General features: G+C 38.7%; 19 protein-coding genes. 3 read left to right on the forward strand and 16 right to left on the reverse strand.

Going from position 1 to position 22,318, the window contains the following annotated elements; all coding sequences use genetic code 11:
- The first annotated feature begins 107 nt into the window (after nucleotides 1–107).
- The gene (locus PQ460_RS14380; RefSeq protein WP_274170255.1) at nucleotides 108–593 is read left to right on the forward strand and encodes a CYTH domain-containing protein; all 486 of its coding nucleotides are present in this window, start codon (nucleotides 108–110) and stop codon (nucleotides 591–593) included.
- 109 nt (nucleotides 594–702) lie between these two features.
- Here the strand turns inward: PQ460_RS14380 and PQ460_RS14385 are convergent, their stop codons facing one another.
- The 6 genes from PQ460_RS14385 to PQ460_RS14410 all read right to left on the reverse strand — a co-directional run bounded on the left by PQ460_RS14385 (nucleotide 703) and on the right by PQ460_RS14410 (nucleotide 8,729).
- A complete protein-coding gene (locus tag PQ460_RS14385; RefSeq protein ID WP_274170256.1) occupies nucleotides 703–1,107 on the reverse strand; it encodes a hypothetical protein in 405 nt (134 codons plus the stop codon).
- Nucleotides 1,108–1,427: 320 nt separating this feature from the next.
- Complete coding sequence (locus PQ460_RS14390) at nucleotides 1,428–2,846, reverse strand: sugar porter family MFS transporter (protein ID WP_274170257.1); 1,419 nt, start codon at nucleotides 2,844–2,846, stop codon at nucleotides 1,428–1,430.
- Nucleotides 2,847–3,124: 278 nt separating this feature from the next.
- Nucleotides 3,125–3,454 (reverse strand): low molecular weight protein tyrosine phosphatase family protein, encoded by a 330-nt coding sequence (locus tag PQ460_RS14395; RefSeq protein WP_274170258.1) that lies wholly within the window; start codon nucleotides 3,452–3,454, stop codon nucleotides 3,125–3,127.
- A gap of 140 nt (nucleotides 3,455–3,594) precedes the next feature.
- Nucleotides 3,595–4,890, reverse strand: a complete 1,296-nt coding sequence (odhB, locus tag PQ460_RS14400) for a 2-oxoglutarate dehydrogenase complex dihydrolipoyllysine-residue succinyltransferase (protein WP_274170259.1) — start codon at nucleotides 4,888–4,890, stop codon at nucleotides 3,595–3,597.
- Entirely contained in the window at nucleotides 4,887–7,784 is a 2,898-nt protein-coding gene (locus tag PQ460_RS14405) for a 2-oxoglutarate dehydrogenase E1 component (protein WP_274170260.1), read from the reverse strand. Before PQ460_RS14405 ends, odhB begins: the two co-directional genes overlap by 4 nt.
- A gap of 495 nt (nucleotides 7,785–8,279) precedes the next feature.
- Nucleotides 8,280–8,729: a GNAT family N-acetyltransferase gene (locus tag PQ460_RS14410; RefSeq protein ID WP_274170261.1), complete on the reverse strand. Its 450-nt coding sequence runs from the start codon at nucleotides 8,727–8,729 to the stop codon at nucleotides 8,280–8,282.
- Nucleotides 8,730–8,905: 176 nt separating this feature from the next.
- Here PQ460_RS14410 and PQ460_RS14415 point away from each other — a divergent pair, with 176 nt between their 5' ends.
- Entirely contained in the window at nucleotides 8,906–9,853 is a 948-nt protein-coding gene (locus PQ460_RS14415; protein ID WP_274170262.1) for a metallopeptidase domain-containing protein, read from the forward strand.
- Nucleotides 9,854–10,023: 170 nt separating this feature from the next.
- Here the strand turns inward: PQ460_RS14415 and PQ460_RS14420 are convergent, their stop codons facing one another.
- From PQ460_RS14420 to PQ460_RS14460, 9 genes are all read right to left on the reverse strand, one after another.
- Nucleotides 10,024–12,432 carry a glycoside hydrolase family 94 protein gene (locus PQ460_RS14420; RefSeq protein WP_273615866.1) on the reverse strand — a complete coding sequence of 803 codons (2,409 nt, stop codon included), beginning with the start codon at nucleotides 12,430–12,432 and terminating at the stop codon, nucleotides 10,024–10,026.
- 108 nt (nucleotides 12,433–12,540) lie between these two features.
- Nucleotides 12,541–13,365 carry a carbohydrate ABC transporter permease gene (locus PQ460_RS14425; RefSeq protein ID WP_273615865.1) on the reverse strand — a complete coding sequence of 275 codons (825 nt, stop codon included), beginning with the start codon at nucleotides 13,363–13,365 and terminating at the stop codon, nucleotides 12,541–12,543.
- A 51-nt stretch (nucleotides 13,366–13,416) separates the two neighbouring features.
- A complete protein-coding gene (locus PQ460_RS14430) occupies nucleotides 13,417–14,322 on the reverse strand; it encodes a carbohydrate ABC transporter permease (protein ID WP_274170263.1) in 906 nt (301 codons plus the stop codon).
- Nucleotides 14,323–14,467: 145 nt separating this feature from the next.
- Nucleotides 14,468–15,721 (reverse strand): sugar ABC transporter substrate-binding protein, encoded by a 1,254-nt coding sequence (locus PQ460_RS14435; protein WP_274170264.1) that lies wholly within the window; start codon nucleotides 15,719–15,721, stop codon nucleotides 14,468–14,470.
- 118 nt (nucleotides 15,722–15,839) lie between these two features.
- The gene (locus PQ460_RS14440) at nucleotides 15,840–17,099 is read right to left on the reverse strand and encodes a sugar ABC transporter substrate-binding protein (protein ID WP_273615862.1); all 1,260 of its coding nucleotides are present in this window, start codon (nucleotides 17,097–17,099) and stop codon (nucleotides 15,840–15,842) included.
- Between the two features lie 76 nt (nucleotides 17,100–17,175).
- A complete protein-coding gene (locus PQ460_RS14445) occupies nucleotides 17,176–18,168 on the reverse strand; it encodes a LacI family DNA-binding transcriptional regulator (protein WP_273615861.1) in 993 nt (330 codons plus the stop codon).
- 336 nt (nucleotides 18,169–18,504) lie between these two features.
- Entirely contained in the window at nucleotides 18,505–18,807 is a 303-nt protein-coding gene (locus PQ460_RS14450; protein WP_274170265.1) for a hypothetical protein, read from the reverse strand.
- A gap of 138 nt (nucleotides 18,808–18,945) precedes the next feature.
- Complete coding sequence (locus PQ460_RS14455) at nucleotides 18,946–19,212, reverse strand: hypothetical protein (protein ID WP_273615859.1); 267 nt, start codon at nucleotides 19,210–19,212, stop codon at nucleotides 18,946–18,948.
- Nucleotides 19,213–19,479: 267 nt separating this feature from the next.
- A complete protein-coding gene (locus PQ460_RS14460) occupies nucleotides 19,480–20,559 on the reverse strand; it encodes a lactonase family protein (protein WP_273615858.1) in 1,080 nt (359 codons plus the stop codon).
- Nucleotides 20,560–20,764: 205 nt separating this feature from the next.
- On the opposite strand from PQ460_RS14460, the gene PQ460_RS14465 reads away from it, so the two are divergent.
- The gene (locus PQ460_RS14465; protein WP_274170266.1) at nucleotides 20,765–21,445 is read left to right on the forward strand and encodes an S-layer homology domain-containing protein; all 681 of its coding nucleotides are present in this window, start codon (nucleotides 20,765–20,767) and stop codon (nucleotides 21,443–21,445) included.
- 157 nt (nucleotides 21,446–21,602) lie between these two features.
- Here PQ460_RS14465 and PQ460_RS14470 read toward each other — a convergent pair whose 3' ends face one another.
- Nucleotides 21,603–22,154 carry a GNAT family N-acetyltransferase gene (locus PQ460_RS14470; RefSeq protein WP_337993925.1) on the reverse strand — a complete coding sequence of 184 codons (552 nt, stop codon included), beginning with the start codon at nucleotides 22,152–22,154 and terminating at the stop codon, nucleotides 21,603–21,605.
- Between the last annotated feature and the right edge of the window lie 164 nt (nucleotides 22,155–22,318).

Consider the following 22,318-nt stretch of genomic DNA (forward strand, 5'->3'; position numbering starts at 1 on the left):
ATTATTCCGTAAATGTCCCTATCATTATAGGTATAACCAAACACTGTATCAATAAACCTTGTACAATATGCTAAAATAAAGAAAATAGTTATTCAGGAGGGCTTATCATGGGTAAAGAAATCGAAAAAAAATACGTATTACATACCTATCCAGCAGATTTAGATATTATACAGACCCAAGAAATTCATCAGACTTATCTGGCTACCAGTGAATCAGAGACACTACGTGTACGTAAATTAGTGATTGATGGTCAAGAACAATTCACGATGACACACAAAGCGGGTAAAGGTCTGGTTCGAGAAGAAACGGAATTTGATATCGGTGCTGGTATTTACGAGCAATTGATCAGCAAGTTGGATGTGATTCCATTGATAAAAACACGTAAAAAAGTAAAGTGGAATGATGATCAGTTTGATCTCGATATTTATCATAACACTGTCCAACCTGATCTGATCACAATTGAGATTGAATTTGCAGAAGAAGCGGATGTAGAACATTTTCAAAAGCCTGATTGGTTTGGTGAAGATGTTACCGGACAAAGCCAGTATGTGAACAGTGTATTATGGGAAGAGATTCAATCAGCGTCCAAGTAATATACAATGTATCATTGATATCGCCTACAAGTAGAGTCTAGTGATAATCAATCATTCAAAATAGCGCATCGTGTCAGTGAACGTGGACTGTAGATGATGCGCTATTTGCTTATGATTCCTCTGCTTGTAATAAAGTATCCAGGCGAGCTATCTCTTGCTCAAATGCTTCTTGTTCGACAAATGGACATTCCCCTGAAAAATACCAATCGGTTAATAAAAAGATCAATTCATAGACTGATTGATAATAAGTTTCAGGATAAGGATTTTTAGCACGAAACGATTCATGAGAAGACCAATCTTTTACAAAATTCGTAAAAAACCAAAATCCACGTGCGATATGACGCTCCAAAGAAATATTCGATTCCAAAGCAGTTATGTATGTAACCATCGTTCTTAATACTTGTGATATATGTGCATGATCCCATTCCAAGTCTACACGTAACCGCAAAATAAAACTACCTTTCTCTCCTTCTAACTCATGCAAAAGTTGCTCTGTTACCCTCTTGTGATCCATCCTTTTCTCCTCCTGAACTTCAAAATCATACTATCTGCAAATGATACTCCCCCACTACCTAACGTATACCCAACCAGATCAACCCACCATTGCTGTTAAAATAAATCTTTGACAATAGGTTATGTATAGAAGTTATACTCTATCTTAATTGTAACGATAAGCGATATACAAAGCAAAAGGCTACTTTTAAACCAATATTTACGTGCATATATGTAAATACAACTTCTGTATAAAAAGTGATTTCTATAATAAAAAGCGACTTCCCAGGATCATTCTATCCTCACGAAGTCGCTTCTCTATAACGTTAGATAATAATTATATTATTTAGCAGGAGCTGGTTTAACTTTAGCTTTTTTAGGTTTCTTTTTACCATAATTGCGGAATTTTTCTTCCAATTCTTCTAACGTGAAGCCTTTGGTTTCTGGTAAATATTTTTGCACAAATGTAATCGCCAGTAAGCCCAAAGCAGCGAATAAATAGAAAGTCGCCGATAGTCCAATACCTGCCATCAATACAGGGAATGTTAATCCGACTAAGAAGTTAACAATCCATAAGCAGAATACAGTAACACCCATTCCGAATCCACGTAATTGTAAAGGGAATATCTCAGATAACATCAACCAGGTTACCGGAGAGATCGCTCCTTGTTGGAAAGCAAGGAATGTAACAGTTAAGGATAAGATCACATAAGGCAAAGCAGGTGAACCTTCCAGTACTGTTGAGAAAATCGCGATCAACAATAAGACACATGTTGTACCGATCAAACCTGTTCTAAGCATAGGTCGACGACCAATTTTACCTAGCAACCACATTCCCAAAAATGTTGCTGCTACAGAGATGACACCATTAGCAATATTACTAATCAATGCTGCTCTTGTTTCAAAACCAGCATCTTTTAAAATTTCAGTTCCGTAGTAAATAATTGAATTGACACCGGTAATCTGTTGAACGACTGCGATACCCAATCCAATAAACATCAGGCGACGTATCCACGGTACAGCAAGATCTTTAAATCCTGCTTTTTCTGTACTTTCTTCTGCATCAAATGAAGCTTTAATTTCTTCTACTTCGATTTTTGCTTGTTCTTCTGTACGAATTTTGCGAAGTGCTTTTAATGCACGCTCATTTTTACCTTTTGCAACTAACCAGCGTGGACTTTCAGGAACACGTAGCATTCCAAAAAATAAGAAAATCGCTGGTATCGAAGCAATTGCTAACATGTAACGCCATACATGTGTATTATCGCCCATTGTTATGCCTAGAATCGCATTAAAGATAAATGCAAGCAATTGTCCGCTGACAATCATTAGTTCATTACGTGTAACGATACCACCACGTTTGTTAGCAGGAGACATTTCTGCTAGATAAGATGGTACTGTTACTGAAGCACCACCTACAGCAAGCCCTAATAAGAAGCGACAAATCACCATAACAGTTACGTTAGGAGCGAGTGTCGACCCCACTGTAGCAACGAAAAACAAAACAGCTAAATAAATAATATTTTGCTTACGTCCTAAATAATCTGAAAGTCGTCCTCCTGCAATAGCTCCGAATGCTGCACCAAATAAAAGAATACTAGCCACTAATCCTTCTGTAAACGAATTTAATCCTAGTGCAGCTGACATAAATGGTAAAGCTCCATTGATTACCCCTGTATCATAACCAAATAGCAATCCACCTAATGTAGATATTAAAATTATTTTGCGTAAAAAAGCTTTTTGACTTGCTCCCTTTTCCATCATCATCTCTCCCTATTGATTCCTAAAGCGTCATTGCAACTTGTTCTGTCTATGTACTTGCAAATATTGAGTCTATCGTTTGACACACTTTTCGATAAATCAAGATGTGTCCTCGATTGATTCTAGCAATGACTAAACGTACTTTAGTTTCAGAAAAAACGCATTTACTTTCAACCTGTAATCAATATACCCAAAAGCATACATATTGAATAACAAGATTGAATGAAAGCAATGACATATAGAGAGTGAATTTATTTTTATATGTACTGCGTTATAGATTATTTAATCTCAATATATTCGCTAACACTGGATTCTAGTAATCCGATCAATTCTTCATCCATAAATCTATAGTCGTCTGGAATATTCAAACAAATGATCGTTTTGCCTATTAGTTCTTCATTGAATTTAGATTGGATTTTACGTTTATGCTTTTTTTCCATCACAAAAATAATATCTGCCCAACCGATATGACCTGCGGTTACTTTGATGCGTGCATTTTCTTCTGTGCCTGCTGAGCGTACTTGATATCCTTCCAGATGTTCAAATATTTTTTCAGCCGTTAAGCTACGCCATTGATTACGACTACAGATAAATAACAATTTGTTCATTTCACTTTGCTCCCTTCTATCTAAAAAGTAAGATAGCCTGTTCTTTCTCACAGCTCACCTTATTATACTGAACAGATGATAAATAAAACATCAAAAAGGAGCTTCCAACCTTCTGGAAGCTCCTTTGATTTACTTATAAATTAGCCTTCGATCAACAATGTTTCTGGATCTTCAAGCAATTCTTTTACTTTTACAAGGAAGCTTACTGCTTCGCTACCATCAATAATACGGTGATCGTAAGACAATGCAATATACATCATCGGACGATTTTCCATACGTTCTGCATCAATCGCTACCGGACGAAGCTGGATTTTGTGCATACCCAGAATCGCTACTTGCGGTGCGTTCAAGATCGGCGTGGATAGCAAGGAACCAAATACACCACCATTAGTGATTGTAAATGTACCGCCTTGCAGCTCAGACAATCCTAAGGTGTTAGAACGTGCTTTGGAAGCTAGTGTGGCGATCTCTTTTTCGATTTGTGCAAAACCTAGACGGTCTGCATCACGAACAACAGGAACCACAAGACCTTCTTTAGCGGATACCGCAATACCGATATCATAGAATTTCTTCACAATTACATCATCGCCATCGATCTCAGCGTTGACCATAGGGAATTTTTTAAGCGCCCCTACAACTGCTTTGGTGAAGAAAGACATAAATCCTAAACCTACATCATATTTTTCTTTAAAAGCATCTTTACGACGTTTACGAACGTCTAAGATCGCTGTCATATCCACTTCATTAAATGTTGTTAACATTGCAGCATTGTGTTGAGCTTCTACCAAACGATTAGCAATCGTACGACGACGACGTGACATCGGTTGACGATCTGCTGGCTTAGCAGGGTTATTTTCAACAGGTTTTTTAGCAGGAGCACTTTCAGACTTCGCTGGTGCTGGTTTGTCACCATGTTTGCGTACATCGTCTGGATTCACTCTGCCGATCGGATCATTGCTTTGTACAGATCCTAGATCGATTCCACGCTCACGAGCTAACTTGCGAGCAGCCGGTGTACCGATAGCATCTCCATTATCTGGTTTGCTCGTTACAGCGTTAGTGGATTTATCTGTTGTTTTTTCAGCAACTGGTTCAGAACCTTTAGCCGGATAGTTGATTGTGACCACATCATCTGATTTGCTTTCAGGCTTGGATTCTGGAGCTGGTTTGGATTCAGAAGCAGCAGGTTTGCTACTTCCACTTCCAGCACCGATCACACCTACAGATTCACCGACTTGTACCGTTTCACCTTCTTGCTTGGTGATTGACTCTACAACTCCGTCTTCTTCAGCACTGATCTCCAAGTTGACTTTATCTGTCTCAAGTTCAAGTAATACATCACCTTGACTGACAGTGTCTCCTTCTTTCACAACCCATTTTGATACCGTTCCTTCGGTTATAGACTCGCCCATTTCGGGTACTTTAATTTCACTCACAGCCGACTACCTCCCAGGGATATGTTGTTCTGTAAAGAATTTTGTTTGAGTGCTAATCCTAGTATACGTTGTTGTTCGATGGCGTGAATATGTTGATAACCACTAGCAGGGCTAGAACGTTCTGGACGACCGATATAACTTACAGCTACACCTTCTTGTGCTAGATCGCGCAAGCGTGCATCGGTATATCTCCAGTATCCCATGTTTTGCGGTTCTTCTTGTAGCCAGATAATTTCTTGTAAGTTAGTGAATTCTGCAAGGACTGCATTGATCTCTTCTTTCGGGAATGGATACAGTTGTTCTACACGAATCACATGTAACCAAGAGTAGTCTTCTTCTTTGTTTTTATCCAAAGCTTCTTCTAGATCGATGGCTACTTTACCCGTACAAAGAATCACGCGTTCTACAGCATTCTTTTTATCGCCCAACCCTTTTTGTTGCAGTATCGGTTGGAATGTTCCTTCGTTGAATTCCTCAGGTGAGGAAGCCACACGTGGATTACGAATCAAACTTTTCGGTGCCATAACGACTAATGGACGCACAGTTTCTTCCTGAGTACTACGTGCCTGACGGCGAAGTAGATGGAAGTATTGTGATGCAGAAGTCAAATTAGCCACTGTAAAGTTATCTTCTGCTGCCAATTGTAAGAAGCGTTCTGGACGAGCACTGGAATGCTCAGGACCCATACCTTCATGACCATGTGGCAACAACATCACAAGACTGGATTTTTGTGTCCATTTACTACGCCCAGCCGAGATGAACTGGTCAATAATAACTTGCGCTGCATTGGTGAAATCGCCATATTGTGCTTCCCAGATCACTAATGTCTCCGGTGCATATACATTGTATCCATATTCAAATCCAAGTACTGAAGCTTCAGACAATGGACTATTATGAATAGCAAATGATGCTTTCGCTTCTGGTAAACGATGTAATGGGCAGAAAGGTTCACCTGTCTGAGCATCATGCAATACCAGATTACGATGAGCAAATGTAGCACGTTCTACATCTTGTCCGGTAATACGAATAGGCTTGCCATCTGCTAAGATCGAAGCAAATGCCAGTGTTTCAGCATGTCCCCAATCGACTTTACCTTCAGCGTTCAGTGCAGTCGCACGGCGTTCTAGAATACGCTGTAATTTAGGATACACATTAAAGTTCTCCGGCCATTTCAGCAATCCTTCGTTAATTGTCTGTAACAGACTTGCAGAGACTCCTGTAGAAGCTTCAGGTGCTTTGCTATCTGTATCGAGACGATTTACCGGTGCATTTGAATCTTCCGTATGATCTGTTTTCACTTCTTCGTAGATCGATTTGAGATGATCTTGGATTTCTGTTTTAAACTGTTCATAACGTTTGTCATCAACTACGCCTTGTTGTGCCAGTTTGTTACCGTAAAGTGAAGCCACACGAAGGTGATTTTTCACTTTGCTATACATGATAGGTTGAGTTGTCTCAGGATCGTCCGTTTCATTATGACCATAACGACGATATCCAATAAGATCAATCAAGAAATCTTTTTTAAATAGATTACGATATTCAGTCGCCATTGCTACAGCACGTAGACAAGCTTCTGGATCATCTGCGTTCACATGGATAATAGGAATTTCATATCCTTTAGCAAGGTCACTTGCATAATGAGTAGAACGTGAATCTCCGCTGTCTGTTGTGAAGCCTAGACGGTTATTAACAATAATATGAATTGTACCGCCATTTTGGTAACCTGTTAACTGATTAAAGTTAAGCGTCTCTGCAACAATACCTTCACCTGCAAATGCGGCATCACCATGCATGATGATTGCTGCTGCTTTGTCAGGATCCTGGCGTGGATAACCTTTGTCTGTACGATCATCCTGTGCAGCACGTGTAAATCCTTCAACCACCGGATTAACATATTCCAAGTGACTTGGATTATTTGCCAGTGTCAGACGGGTTTCAAAGCTTTGTCCTTCTGGAGTTACAGAACGGTGTGCACCTAAATGGTACTTCACATCACCTGTCCAACCAAAAGTAACACCCATCGAGCCTTCAGAAGGCATTGTATCTTTGTTCGGTGAATGATGGAACTCGGAGAAGATCTTACTGTATGGCTTACCAAGAACATGAGCCAGTACATTCAGACGACCACGATGCGCCATTCCCATAAGTACGTGTCTTGCTCCACTACGTGCAGCAATACGTACAATTGAATCTAACATCGGTACAAGGACATCGTTACCTTCAATAGAAAAGCGTTTTTGCCCAATAAATGTACGATGCAAAAATTCTTCAAATTGCTCTACTTCTACTAGACGTTTGAATAACTCAATACGTTCTTCATCATCTAATGAAAGTGTAGATGAACCTGTTTCTACCTGACGGTTAAGCCAGTTCCGTTCTTTTTCATCATGTACATGTGCAAATTCATAAGCCAGTGGACCTGTATATTTCTTACGCAAAATTTGGATAGCTTCCCATCCGTCTTTTGCTTCTGGAGGTGCATTTTCCCAGATCAAAGATGCTGGTAGTTGTGCGAGGTCACGTTGTCCCAGTCCGTATTGCTCTGGATCGAGTAAGCGAACATCAGTCGCTGTACTTAGTCCAAGCGGATCAATATCCGCTGCCAGATGCCCGTATGTACGGATATTCCATACTAAACGTTCGGCTGCAACCGCTTTCTTCAACAGATTAGTGTCTACTTTAGCTGGTGTTTCTGTACTACTTACCACTGATTGACCAGATGATACGGTAACAGGAGCAACAGGCTCTCCATAACGTTCAAAAAGTTCACGGTATCCTTCATCTACAGAATTCGGATCTTGTTTGTACAGTTCATATTGTTCTTGTACATACCCCAAATTGGGTCCGTAATACGATTCCCACAGCCATGGTTGGTTTGATTCGTCGATAGTCATCGAGGATTCCCTCCGTCTTGAATTTTTTGTGAATATATTTGTGACGGAATTGCAACATATTTAATTATACCTCTATATGATAGATCACAAAATAGCCTAAAATTAGACTATGAACGAGTAAAACGTCTTTTTTTCAAGAAAACGTTTTCTCTCGCTGCACATAAAGAGTTATTCAGGTTTTTTAGCCCTTTTACGGCCATTTTTAATCCAAATACAGGAAAACAGAGATTTTGAGAATAGATATATCGCATTTTGTATATATCATTCTGCATATTCTAGTTGAATACTGAGCAGTGCATGCCCCCTCATTCGTACTAAATTACTCTTTACTCTTCCCATTCTACAATACATAGGTATGAATTTCCAATTTAAATGCTTACTATTTTTACCCAAATCTTCCTAAGATTGATTTCAAGCCAAAAAGGATAGATGAAAAAGTGTCACCACTGCTTCACATATCCTTCTTTTTTTGTTCACTTTTTGAGTGATTGGTAGTTATGTTGTTGTGATACGCATCATATCAATATGAGGAATATCGTCTTCCAAATATACGTCTGAGATCGGTTCAAATCCATAACTGTTATAGAACTTCTCCAGATAATGTTGTGCTTGAATTTTGATTTTATCTTCTTCTAATTCGTGCTGAATAAATTCGATACTTTTGCGAAATAATTCTTGTGCTAATCCTTTACCACGATATTCACGCTTAACAATCACTCTGCCGATCGAAGCTTCTGTATAAGCAATACCTGCTGGAAGAAGTCTGGAGTAGGCTACAATCTCTCCATTTTCCTCTTTATATAAATGATAGCTAGCTAGATCTTTGCCATCGACTTCTTGATAAGGACAGTTCTGCTCTACAACGAAGATAGCCGTTCGTTCTTGTAAAATACGATACATTTCTAACGATGTTAATTCGTCAAATCTTTTGATATACCAGGTCATTATTGTTCTCCTTTTGTATCATCCTTTGAATTTTTGCGGAATACTCTTTAGTAATCGATATCAAGATTTTATATTTGATTAAAATTTAAAACAATAATTTCGATAATAATAAAGTAGAATGTTTTATTTGTACAATACACATTTTAAATTATATCTTTCTAGCAGGAGGCAATAAAATGAGTGTATGGAGTAAAGCTTTACTTTTATCTACTTCTATTACAGTTTGTGCTTCACTATTTGCATGTTCACCCCATTCTCTTTACGCTACCCCAGTCAAAAAGAAACCGACTGTTACTCATTCAGCCCCTATCGTTAAGACTACATTAAAAAATATGCCTGACCGTTACAAATCTTCGATTGAATGGGTCTGGAAAAATCGGATGGTTCAAGAAGGATCCACGCTTCGTAAAAATCTTATTTTTGATCAGATCTTTGCAGGTAAAGGAACTTTAAATTATGTAGTACGCTGGCAATCTGACAAAAGTGTAACGTTAAAACAACGCCAACAAATCGAAAGTATGTTAAGTCGACAGGTTAATCATTGGAACGATTTATTGGTAGGTTATGAAAATTGGCCTTATTCTTCGATCAAAGTCAAAGTGGTCGGCTGGGCTTGCACAAATCCTGCACTCATTTTAAATAAACAAGCTAATGAAATAGTTTATACCGATTATATTATAGACGAATTAAATAAAACAGTACCTACTATTCCATCTAAATTACCAATTGCTCCTACAAGCTTATCTCGTTTTGAACATTTTGAAGAACCGCAATATATGTATCCAGGTGGTTTAGATAAACGATTCGATATGTATCTATGGGCAACAACTAGCTTTGGTGGAGGTGCTGGTGGAGACTGGGGACAACGGATGGCTGATGATTATATTTTAAACATTTTAAAAGCAGATCAAGATGAGATTATGGAACATGAACTTGGTCATGGCTTTGGTTTTCCTGACTTTTATGAACCACAAGATCGTCCACCCGGTGGATTCCCAGATAAAACATTGATGTGGGTAGGCAGTTCGATAACAATCACTAACTGGGATGCATGGTTATTACGATATACATGGAGTCAGCTTCGCAAAGATACCACTCGCTTTCCAATCACTTCATTTCAATGATCTAGTGTGAACAAATAATATAAAATAGCTCTAATCTATCCAATACTGCCACTTGTTCTAAGTTAGCATGATGAATAGATAGAGCTATTTATAGTTTGCTCAGTATTTCGTTAGTAGGTTACATCGAATAATGTTACAGCGATCTATTCAGATCAGAAGTAATAAACAGATTAACCCATAATTACTTTCACTTCGTGCTCTTTGCCATCACGGAAGTCTGGTAAGATATTGCCTTCAATCACTTTACCATCAACTTTGATTTCTTTAATACCACGAGCCACACCTGCTGCATTATCTACATGTAGATTATACGTAGCTCCGCGGAATGCACGACGATAAGTGAACTCTTTCCAATCTTTCGGAATACTTGGATCTACTAACAATCCTTCATTTTCAGCACGCACACCTAGAATCCAGTTTGTTGCCATGCGTTGTAACCATTGAGAAGAACCTGTATACCAAGTCCAACCACCACGACCATAGTTAGGTGAGATTGGGCCATCAGAGTTACCTGGTGTTACATACGGCTCGCCTACATAACCATTTGGATCATCAGAACGGTTCGGAGGACAGATTTTGCTGTATGCTTCGTATGCTTTTTCTGGTTGACCGATCAATGTATATGCCCATACTGCCCATGTAGCAGCATGCGTGTAGACACCACCATTTTCACGTAGACCTGGAGCATAGCGTGTAATATAACCAATATCACGACGGACTTTGGTATAAGCAGGATATAGAAGCAATGCACCATGATCACGTAGTAGATGTTTACTTACGCTATCCATTGCTTGTTGTCCACGTTCTTGATCAGCTACTCCCGAAATAACAGCCCACATTTGTGGATTCAAGAAAATTTGACCTTCTTCGTTTTCTTTTGAACCGACTTTTAATCCATCATCGTTGGTTGCTTGTAGATACCATTCGCCATCCCAACCATATTTGTTCAGTGCTGCTTTTAAGCTACCTTGTACTTCAATCATTTTATCTGCAAAGACTTGATCGCCACGTTTGGCAGCTACTGGTGCAAAGTTACCTAGAATAAGGTACAAGAACTCGCCTACCCAGAAGCTTTCGCCTCTCCACTCGTAACCGATCGCACTTAGACCATCATTCCAGTCATGCTCACCCATCAATGGAACACCGCGCGGGCTAAAGCGTAAGAATGTTTTCTCGATCGCTAATTTACAATGTTCATACACTGTAGCTTCGCCACCATCTAAGAATGGAGTGACTTCATCCAAGATATCGTAATCTTGTGTTTCTTTCAGATAGGCGTCCATGATGAACGGAAGCCATAGCAAGTCATCAGAACAACGAGTACGAGGACCACCACCACGAATTGTGAACCACCAGTGAAGTACATCGCCTTCTTGGAATTGTTGGGAAGCATGCATAAGAATTTGTTTGCGCATCAATTCTGGTTTGCTTGTTAAGAAGATTTGAGAATCTTGCAATTGGTCACGATATCCATAACCTGCACTTGTTTGATAGTATGCTGTTTTACCCCATAGACGACAAGAGATCGATTGATATTTCAACCATACGTTCGTCATAATATTCATCGCTGGATCAGGTGTATGAATTTCTTCCACATCGATCAATTCACTCCAGAATGCATGTACATCTTGAAGAGTACGTTCTGCTGCTTCAACAGTAGTGTATTTCTGAATCAATGCATCTGCATCTTCTTTTTCTTGCTCTGCTGCACCAATAGTGAATACAACCGTATGTGAAGCTCCTGCTTCTAGATTAATAGCGACACGTAGAGAAGCAGTAGCATCTCCAAAGCGTCCACTATTTCCTGCTAATTCTTTGTCAATCATCGCTTGTGGACGAGATTCTTCACCATACATACCTACAAATGATTCTTTGTCTGCATCAAATGAAGATGGTGTTTCACTTGCCGCATGGAACGCTGTGTAAGGCCAGCTTACATTGTTACTGCGTCCTTTCTCATCCGGGAAGCTCCATAAGTATTTTTCAAGCTGAATCGCGTTCAGATCTTGTTTATATTCAGAATTCATAAAGATTTTGTGGAATTCACGATGTTCATCCGGTGCAAAACCTGGAGCCCATTCAAAATAAGTCGTTGCATCCAATTCGCGTGCTGTTGTGCTGTTATTGGTTACTTTCAATTGCATAATTTCAAGCGGTGCATCTGGAGCTACAAATACAGTCAATTCACTGCGAATTCCATCCACTTGTTGCGTAAATACGCTATAACCGATACCATGACGCACTTCATAAAATTCATATTCAGCCATAACCGGTTTCCAGCCTGCTGACCAGAATTTGCCTGAATTGCGATCACGTAGATAAATAAATTTACCCCATGAATCTTTGATTACATCTTGGAAAAGACGAGTGATCCGGTTCTGACCTGCATTTCCACGCCATGAACAACCGCCACCTGCTTGCGATACCATAAAGGAATAATCACCATTACTGATAATATTACTCCATGGACGTGGTGTACGTGGATTTGTAATTACATATTCACGACCATTTTCTGTAAAATAACCATATTCATTTTGGAAAAGTCCTGTTTGCTGTGTTTGATTTTGTATCGTTGACATTCAATATCCCTCCAAAAAGTAAACTTATATTCTATCCAAAATACGTTCTCGTAGAACGACTTGTCTCTAGTGCTACTGCATGACTGTGTTGTGCACTCAGGTATGAAATTACTTCATACCTGAAATAGTGTATCCTTCGATAATATGACGCTGCATAAAGATAAACAGAATAACGATTGGTACTACCATGAATGAAGCACCTGCCATCTGAATTGCAAAGTCACCACCGTATTGACCTTTCAACAATGATAATCCAACAGACAATGTGTATAGATTTTCATCATTAGCAATAATCAACGGCCATAGGAAACTGTTCCAACCGCCGATAAAAGTCAAAATCCCTTGTACCGCAAAGATTGGCTTCGCAATTGGAATAACCAATTGGAAAAAGGTACGTAACTCACTCGCTCCATCCAATCGTGCTGCTTCGATCAAGTCAGCAGGAATGGTCGTCATAAATTGACGGAATAAGAAAATACCAAACGCATTAACCATACCTGGTAAAACAATACCTGCCATTGTATTGGTCAGATTCATTTGATTCAGCAATAGATACACTGGAATCATTGTTACTTGAGAAGGAATCATCATTGTTCCTAGTACAAGATAGTACAGAACATTACGACCCGGGAATTCAAATTTGGCAAACGCATATCCTGCTGCCGCATTTAAAAATAGACCGATAAAAGAGAAAAATACGATAACTAATGTGTTCCACAAATAGGTCGCAAATCTCATTTCTGTAAATAGACGTACATAGTTCTCAATCGTAGCTTGTTGAGGCCAGAACTTCGGCGTTAATGCAACTACTTCACTTTCTGGTTTGAAGGATGCAAGAATCATCCATACAAAAGGGATACACATCGCTATACTACCAATAAGTAGAAGCGCAATAATGACTGTTTTATACATCGGTTTGACTTGAATATCCATTTTGGAACCTCCCTTCATACTTTGTTCTGTGCTTACATTGATCTACAGAACTTAGTATTCTACATCGCTGTCTTTTTTACGTACTTTAAACTGGATCATAGTTACAAGAATAATGATGGCAAATAGAACAATAGAGCCTGCTGCTGCATAACCAAAGTTATTGCGTTGGAACCCTGTATTGTAGATAAACAATGCCATAGACATCGTACTGTTGATTGGACCACCTTTGGTCATAACAAGCGGCTCTTCAAAAAATTGAATCCAGCCGATTAGTGTTGTAATCGATACGAAAAAAGTAGCAAAGCTTAGTAAAGGAACCGTAATCTTAGTCAACTGTGCCCAGCGGCTTGCTCCATCAATCTGAGCAGCTTCATAATACGTACGTGGAATCCCTTGCAAGGCTGCTAAGAAAATAATCATATTCAAACCGATTGCTTTCCAGACCGCCATAATGATCAATGAGAATTTAGCAATAACCGGATCTTGTAACCAGCTCACCGGATCAATCCCGATAAAGCCTAACATCTGGTTAATTAGACCGTATTGTGAGTTGTACAAATATCCCCAGATTACAGCTACTGCTACGATATTGGTGATCGAAGGCATATAGTAAATCACTCGGAAGGATTTGAAAATCCAACTGGTTCCTTGATTAATCAAAATCGCAATAGCCATAGAAATAATAACAACTGAAGGAACACCAACTACTACAAAAATAAGCGTATTAAACATCGACTTCTGGAATGTTGCATCCGAGAACAGTCGAACAAAGTTATCAAATCCATTAAATTTGATATTTGAGAAGTCCGCCAATCCCGATAAGTTCATGTTCGTAAAACTGATAAAAATAGCAATAAAGATAGGAATAAATGAAAACAAAAACAAAATAATTAGCGTAGGTGCTATAAACAAATATGGATATTTATATTTGTTTAATTTTTGCAAAGCGTTTTGCATATTGGATTCCCTCCTTCACAGAAGTTTTGACGTTCTGATATGCTATCGTTCTCTTCCAGATCCATATCAGTTGGTTATATCTGAGTATGAATCTGGCGAGAAGGATAGTTGATGTACATAAAATAGATGCTGTTATTGCGGAAGCTTATTCAGCTAATAAACTATCTGCTCCTGTATTCACTTCTTCCATCTGTTCTTTGATATCTGCTCCACCGATTGTGATTTGTTGTAGAGCGGCTTTGATCAAGTCACCGATAGATTCCCATGATTTCACAAATGGAGAAGGACGTGCTGTGTCTAATTGATCACGGAAAGTTTGAACAATAGGTTTATTGTTAAATACTTCGTTATCCCAAGCTTTCATGTTGGCAGGTAGATCCTGATCGTGTTTATATTTAGCAACTTGTGTTTCAGGATCACTCATGAAAGCAATAAATTTAGCGGCATCGTCTTTGTTTGTTGCACTGCTGAATACACTCCAGTTGGAACCACCAAGAATAGAAGCGCTTTTGCCACCTTCTTCTTTTGGAGGAATAATAGCTGTTGCCCATTGATCTGCTTTTAGATCCGGCAAATCGGTTTTGATCTGGTTCGCAGACCACGGACCACTGACGAACATTGGAATTAATCCTTGACCAAATGAAGGTAACAATTTGATATCACTTTGATTAGGTGTTAGACCTTCTTTGAAGAAGCTGGTCAAATACTCAATCGTTTCGATATAAGCAGGTTGATTAAATTGTGCTTTGTTATCACTGCTGATGACTTCACTCCCATTTTCCCAAGCGTACGGAAGAGTGAAAGCTGCATCCTGAGTATCTAACAAAATACCGTATCTGCCTTTGCTTTTATCTGTTAATTTGGTTGCAGCATCTTTCAATTCAGCCCAACTTTTCGGAGCTTCGTTATAACCTACTTGTTTCAACAAATCTGTGCGGTAGAACAATACACGAGTCTCCAAGTACCACGGAATACCGACTAATTGGTCGTTGACCGTCATCGTTTCTTGTGCACCTTTGAAAAAGTTTTCTGGTTTGAGATTAGGAAACTCTTCTGTATAAGGAGTCAGATCAAGCAATGCTCCAGCATCAGCAAATTCTGGAATCCATGTCGTACCCATTTGGATAACATCCGGGCCTTTTTTGGAAGCGACTGCTGTAAGCAATTTGTCATGAGCGTTATCCCATGGAATAAATTGCGTTTCTACTTTGATATCCGGATATTTTTTTTCAAAAGCCGGGATGAGTGTGCTAATAGCGTTATCTTCTCCACCCATACCCCATACTTTCAATACACGTTTACCATCTGATGTTGTAGGTACGCCTGCTTCTTCTTTATTTCCACAAGCCGCTAATACTAATGAACTGATCAGTAACAATACCAACATTGATTTCCACATTTTAAACATCCATTTCACCCCGTTAGTTTAGTAAAGGCATATGAATCTTTGGCAAAGGTACTACACGAACATGCAAAGCTTGAACGGGCAGAACCTCTGCCCTGTGGATATCATTAGATTAGTTGGCTAACAAGTCATCAGCCTGGCTGTTCACCTGATCCATTTGTTCTTGAACATCAGCACCACCGATTGTGATTTCTTGCATAGCTGCTTTGATTAGATCTGCAATACTTTCCCACGGTTTTACAAATGGTGCTGGACGTGCTGTATCCATTTGTGTACGGAACGTTTGGATATCTTTGTTAGATGCAAGTGATTTGTCTTCCCATGCTTTAGTAGTAGAAGGCAAATCTTTTGTCAATTCGTACCATTTCACTTGTACTTCTGGTTCGTTCATATACGAAATAAATTTAGCACCATCATCTTTGTTCGTAGCACTGCTAAATACCGATAGACTTGATCCACCTAAGATCGAAGCACTTTTACCGCTTTCATCTTTAGCCGGGATCGTAACTGTTCCCCATTGATCGTCTTTTAGATCAGGCAATTCATCTTTGATCTGTTGTACAGACCAAGGGCCACTAATAAACATAGGGATAATACCTTCACCAAATGATGGTAGAAGTTTCAAGTCTACTTGCGAAGGTGCTAATTTTTCTGTAAAGAAACTGCTCAAATATTTGACAGCATCCACATATGGTGGTTGGTTAAATTGAGCTTTGTTATCACTACTAATAACTTCGCTACCATTTTCCCAAGCGAATGGAAGTGTAAATACTTGATCCTGGCTGTCTAGTAAAATACCATAATTGCCATTTCCTCTAGCTGCCAGTTTGGTTGCTGCATCTTTCAATTCAGCCCAAGTTTTAGGTGGTTCGTTATAGCCTACTTCTTTAAGTAGATCTGCACGATAGAACAATACGCGAGTATCGATATACCATGGAATGCCTACAAGTTGATCGTTGTATGTCATTGTTTGTTGAGCGCCTTTGAAGAAGTTATCGACTTTCAGATTCGGATATTTGTCTGTATAAGAAGATAAATCTAGCAAAGCTCCAGCGTCTGCAAATTCAGGAATCCAACCCAATCCCATTTGCACAACATCAGGGCCTTTTTTGGAAGCGACTGCTGTTAGCAATTTATCATGGGCATTATCCCAAGGAATCGCTTGTACTTCGACTTTGATATCAGGATTTGCTTTTTCAAAATCAGGTACGATTTTGGAAAGAGCAGTACCTTCCGCACCCATTCCCCATACTTTTAGAACACGCTTACCATCCGCTGTTGTTGCAGCTGCTTCTTCTTTGTTGCCACATGCTGACAAGATCAGAGAAAAGATCAACATACAAGCTACAACCGATTTCCATGTTTTTGTCATTAAATTCACCTCGTTGTTATAATAGAAAATGCTTGCTGCTCGATATCGCTTTCAAAAAAACGATAAGGTACATCCATTATGGAGAACGTACAGTACCACGAGAAACTAATTCAGTATCCAGTTTATACTGTGGACTAACCGTTTCTCCTTTTAAAATCTGAAAAATCAGATGTACAGCTAATGCCCCTACTTCATAATCAGGCTGACGTACTGTCGTTAAAGACGGTGTCAAAAACCGCGCTTGTACAATATCATCAAAGCCTATGACGGATATATCATCAGGAACAACAATACCAGCTTCATTCAAAGCAGTTATTCCTCCTAATGCCATCTCATCATTTGCAAAAAATACAGCCTCTGGAATCTCGCCTTGTGCAATCATTAATTTGACTGCGCGATAACCGCCTTCTTCTGTAAAGTTGCCGATTAGATTCCAGCGTGGTTCAATCGTCAATCCATGTTTGTTCATCGCTTGTACAAAACCGTTATAACGATCTTTATTGTGCTTACTGCTTGCTGGCCCAGATACATAAGCAATTTTGCGATGACCGGCTTCGATTAGATGTTCAGTAGCTAAAATGCCACCTTTTTCATTATCTGCTTCAACATAACAGACACTTTCATGCTCTAATCTTCGATCTAACATTACGATAGGAAATCCTTCACGAGCCGATTCCAAAATCGTACGGTCTGGAATATTATGAGCAAGGATAATAGCTCCATCTACCCTTTTCTCTTTAATAAATTTGACCGCTGTTGATGATTCCCCACCAATAGAGCTACAAGCAATTAAGTCATATCCATTGTTGAGGCTGACTTCTTGCACGCCTTTGATCAATCTAGAATAGTACGGACCAGACAGATCACTTAACAACAAAGCAATCGTATTTGTTTTGGAGCGCTTAAGATCAGAAGCAATCCCATTCTTCTGATAATTTAACTGCTTAGCAGCAACAATCACTTTATCGCGTGTCTTAGGACTAACTCTTCCGATTCCATTTAGCGCATAGGACGCAGTCGATACTGCGACACCCGCTAAAGCGGCTACATCCTTGATCGTTGCTCCCATTGACTTCCCCCCTGGTGTTAATTAGCTAATCGAAACGTTTCGATAAAATCATAAAAAAATGATTTACCCTTTTCTATCCAGATGATAAACAAAGAGCTATAAAAATGGATTTTTATGGATTTTAAGCTAAAAAAGCTAATTTTATACGGCTTATTCACTAATTATTAATGGATTCTGTATAAAATTCATCATGTAGAGTTTTATATCATTTTGTCGAAACGTTTCTACACGCTTATTATATATCTGCTTGTAACCGATTTCAATACCTTTTAAAATTTTTTTGTTATTTTGTCGAATGTAGTGGTGTAAATCGCGGGTTAAACAAGGTGTATTTTTTCAATCAAGTCCAAATCGATCGATATGATCTTGTAGTCCTTCTTGTTTTAAAATACGCAATTGCTCTACTCCAAATAAATCGAAATGTGGATAACGATCACGAAAATGAATATAACGAGGGTTAAGTTGGTGTTCTCTACACCAGTTTTGCAACTTTTCGATATCTGCACAACCTACTTTGGTCACTGTACGCATATTGGGAAATCGATCATCGATCCAATAATGAGTTAAAAAAGCGATTTGTCCATCACTTACTTGTTGCTTCCAATAGTTTAATTGTGATCGATCTATACCAAATGCCATATTTTTCACCTTTCTTAGACAAACATATCTTCATTTAAAGTGTTATCGGAAATAACTGTAGCAAAAAAGATCAACTCTATTGTCAGCAGCTGATCTGTTGCCTTAAGGATCTTACTCTATTCGAACGCACTCAAGCGCTTAACTATTTTTTTCTTTTTCTTGCTCTTCTAGCTTTTTAGCCATACCTTCAGGATACGCATTTTCACTAGAGGACGAAGATTTAGTCGCATCTTTATCTTTTTCTTCTTTTTTCTCCATATTTAAATCTTCCATAGGCATAGGGTCTACATTTTGTTCGGATTCAAAACGATCGAACAGACTTTCATTTTCAGTTGGATAATGTTCAGGATGATCACGCTTGCCTTGTTGTTCTTCAATTTTATCGTTTTTTCTTGGCTCAGTCATCATTAATCTCTCCTTTGGCTATATCTACATCATAGAAAGTATAGAATTAATAGTAGTTACTGTACTTTACCTCTCTACGAAAAATTGAAACAATTTCTTCATCCTCCTTATCAGAATTATACCTATTCTCTGCAAAAGCATATGCGATACATAACAAAAAAATCGTGTCTGTCTAGAATGCTCTACAGCAACTAGAAGACACGATTTTTCTGATTTGCAGATAGGATAATTTGAATAGAACTTATATTCAATAAAGACTACATTCTATTACATGTATACAGACCATACACATACAGGTTTGGAGACTTCTACACTTTTACCTGTGTATGTTAATTTACCTGTTGTAGCATCTACAGTGAAAGTAACAATATTATTGCCATCACGATTCGCAGCAAGCAAATAATTACCATTCGGTGTCAATGAGAAGTGTCTTGGATGTCCACCTTCTGTAGATACATGTTGTACTAAAGTTAATTGACCTGTTGCTTGGTCAACTTCATATTGCACAATACTGTCATGACCACGGTTAGATCCATAGACAAAGCGACCATCTTTGGAGATGGCAATTTCTGCACAACCATTTTCACCATCATAATCAGCTGGCAATGTAGAAATGCTATGAATTTCGCTTAATGTACCGTTGCTACCATCATATTGGTAAGCTGTTACAGTTGAATTTAATTCATTAATCACAAACGCATATTTTCCATTAGGATGGAATACAAGATGACGAGGGCCTGCGCCTGGTGCAGTCACTTGTTCTGCTACTCGCTCTAATTTGCCTTCTTCTTGATCGAGTGCATACGTATAAATACGATCCAATCCTAAATCCTGAACCAATACATATTTTCCAGTAGGATCATAGAACGAAGAATGAGGATGTGGACGATCTTGATTCGGATGTACACTATGTCCCTCATGTTGTTGTACATCTAACGATTCACCAATTTGACCATCTTCACGGATAGCAAATAATCCTACCATACCTCCATGATAACTGGTTACGCTTAAGTACTTACTATCGTCAGAACGCTGAATATGACAAGTAGGAGCTCCTACTGTATTTAGACGATTCAATAAATGGATACTTCCTTTTGCCGGATCAATAGCAAAAGACGAAGCTTCACCAATCTTCGTGCCATCAGAATAAGCAGCTTCCCCGATCGCATACAATCGACCTGCTGGAGCATCGATATTTAGAAATGTAGGATTTTTGAGTCCCATAAAAGCATCGGTCTGAGTCAGTTCACCTGTTGCTTCATCAAAACTGTATACATACACACCGTTATCTGTTGATTCTGCATAAGAGCCTGCAAATACAAGCAAGCGTTCATTTGGGTTAGTCATATGTGATTCCTCCACTCTATTTATATGTTATTTATTAACTATGAACAAAAAGTTCCTCTATATAAGGTAACGCCTTCTGCACAAAAAATCAAAGTTCACGATCCAAATCCTCATATAGATTTATAAGAAACTGTAAGTTACACTGTAGATAATCCAACTTTTGTAAAGTTTATCTATTCTAATCTATCCAAGTGGGGTGAGTTCGATGATGGTTCGCAAATGTACATTAGGGCTTGCAAGTTTTCTATTACTAGCTTCAGGTAACCAAGCTTTTGCCGCTTTCGATGATCTGGATAACACAGTAGACAAAAAGAAGATTGAATATTTGGATGAATATCATATTTTGACAGGGATGACCGAAACTACTTATGCTCCAGAACGTTCATTAAATGTTGCACAAGGGGTAAGCTCACTTGTGAAAGGGCTTGATCTCAATATCGATAATATGCGATTTATCAAAAAGCCAGAAGCAAGCGATTACTATACACGTATCAGTAATGACGCATGGTATAGCCATGATATGATTGTCGCTCATCATAATGGACTGGATCTTCCAGCAGATGTAGATGTGACGACAGCAATGACACGCGGTCAATTTGCTACTTTACTCTGGCAAGCTGTCGAACAAGTCGATCCTGATATCAATGAATCCGGTGGTAATAATATAACGTCGACCCAAGCTGATCCACAAATAGCTGATCATCACTCACTATCTGCTATAGATCAACAAATGGTAGAACAGGTGATTCATAATGAGATCGCTACGCTAGATCAAAAAGGCAAATTTTATCCCGATGAACCGATTACCCGCGCAGAAGCCGCAGTCATGTTATACAATGCGATAGAGTTAACAGGCAAACTGGGTAGTTTAGGCACAATCGAATAACAGAACAGAATTAGCATTATTTTATAAATAAAATATATTTAAAATAAAAATCCCTTTGACACAGCGCTTTTATAAGCATGAAGTCAAAGGGGTTTTTAGATTGATTTTAAAGTCATGTATTCTACTAGCTCTATACATCGTACGAAAGATCTCGCTTTTAATTTATCGCAAAACGTTGCCAATCTTCTATCGTAATCGCATATAGAACATGATCTTCCCAATTACCATTAATATGTAAGTAACGTTCAGCTAGACCTTCACGGCGAAATCCAGACTTTTCTAACACACGTAATGATGGCGTATTCCATGGCATCACTCCTGCTTGTAACCGGTGAAGCTGTGCTTCAATAAAAGCAAATTGCAGACATTGCTGAACCGCTGCTGAAGCATATCCTTTTCCATGATGATCTTGATCTACAAAATAGCCAAGATTTCCATTTTGAAAAGGTCCACGAGCCACTCCACTAATTTCGATTCTTCCTACCAATTGTTCACTAACCGATTCAAATATCCCAAATACATACCCTTGACCTGCTTCAAAATTATGTTCCCCATTAATTAGCATTTCTTGCTGAGCTTCAAGTGTCCAATACGATTCCGGACGAATAGGCTCGTATTTTTTGAGATAATCTCGATTGCGATTCCGTAGTTGCAGAACTTGCTCGGCATTCGCTAGAGTGAGTGGTTTTAAACAGATATTCGAATTCATCATTTATCCTCCTTTGTTGCATGTATGATAAAACAATTATTGTTTTTGTTCTATGATAATTAGCTAGTCACAATCGTCCTATTATTCAAAAATCCAGTATCTCCTATAAGAACAATATGTTCTCTAGCAGAATACTGGATTTGAAGTAAATTGAAAAGATTAAA

It is taken from the genome of Paenibacillus sp. KACC 21273, assembly GCF_028736095.1.
In the GTDB taxonomy this organism is placed as follows: domain Bacteria; phylum Bacillota; class Bacilli; order Paenibacillales; family Paenibacillaceae; genus Saccharibacillus; species Saccharibacillus kyungheensis.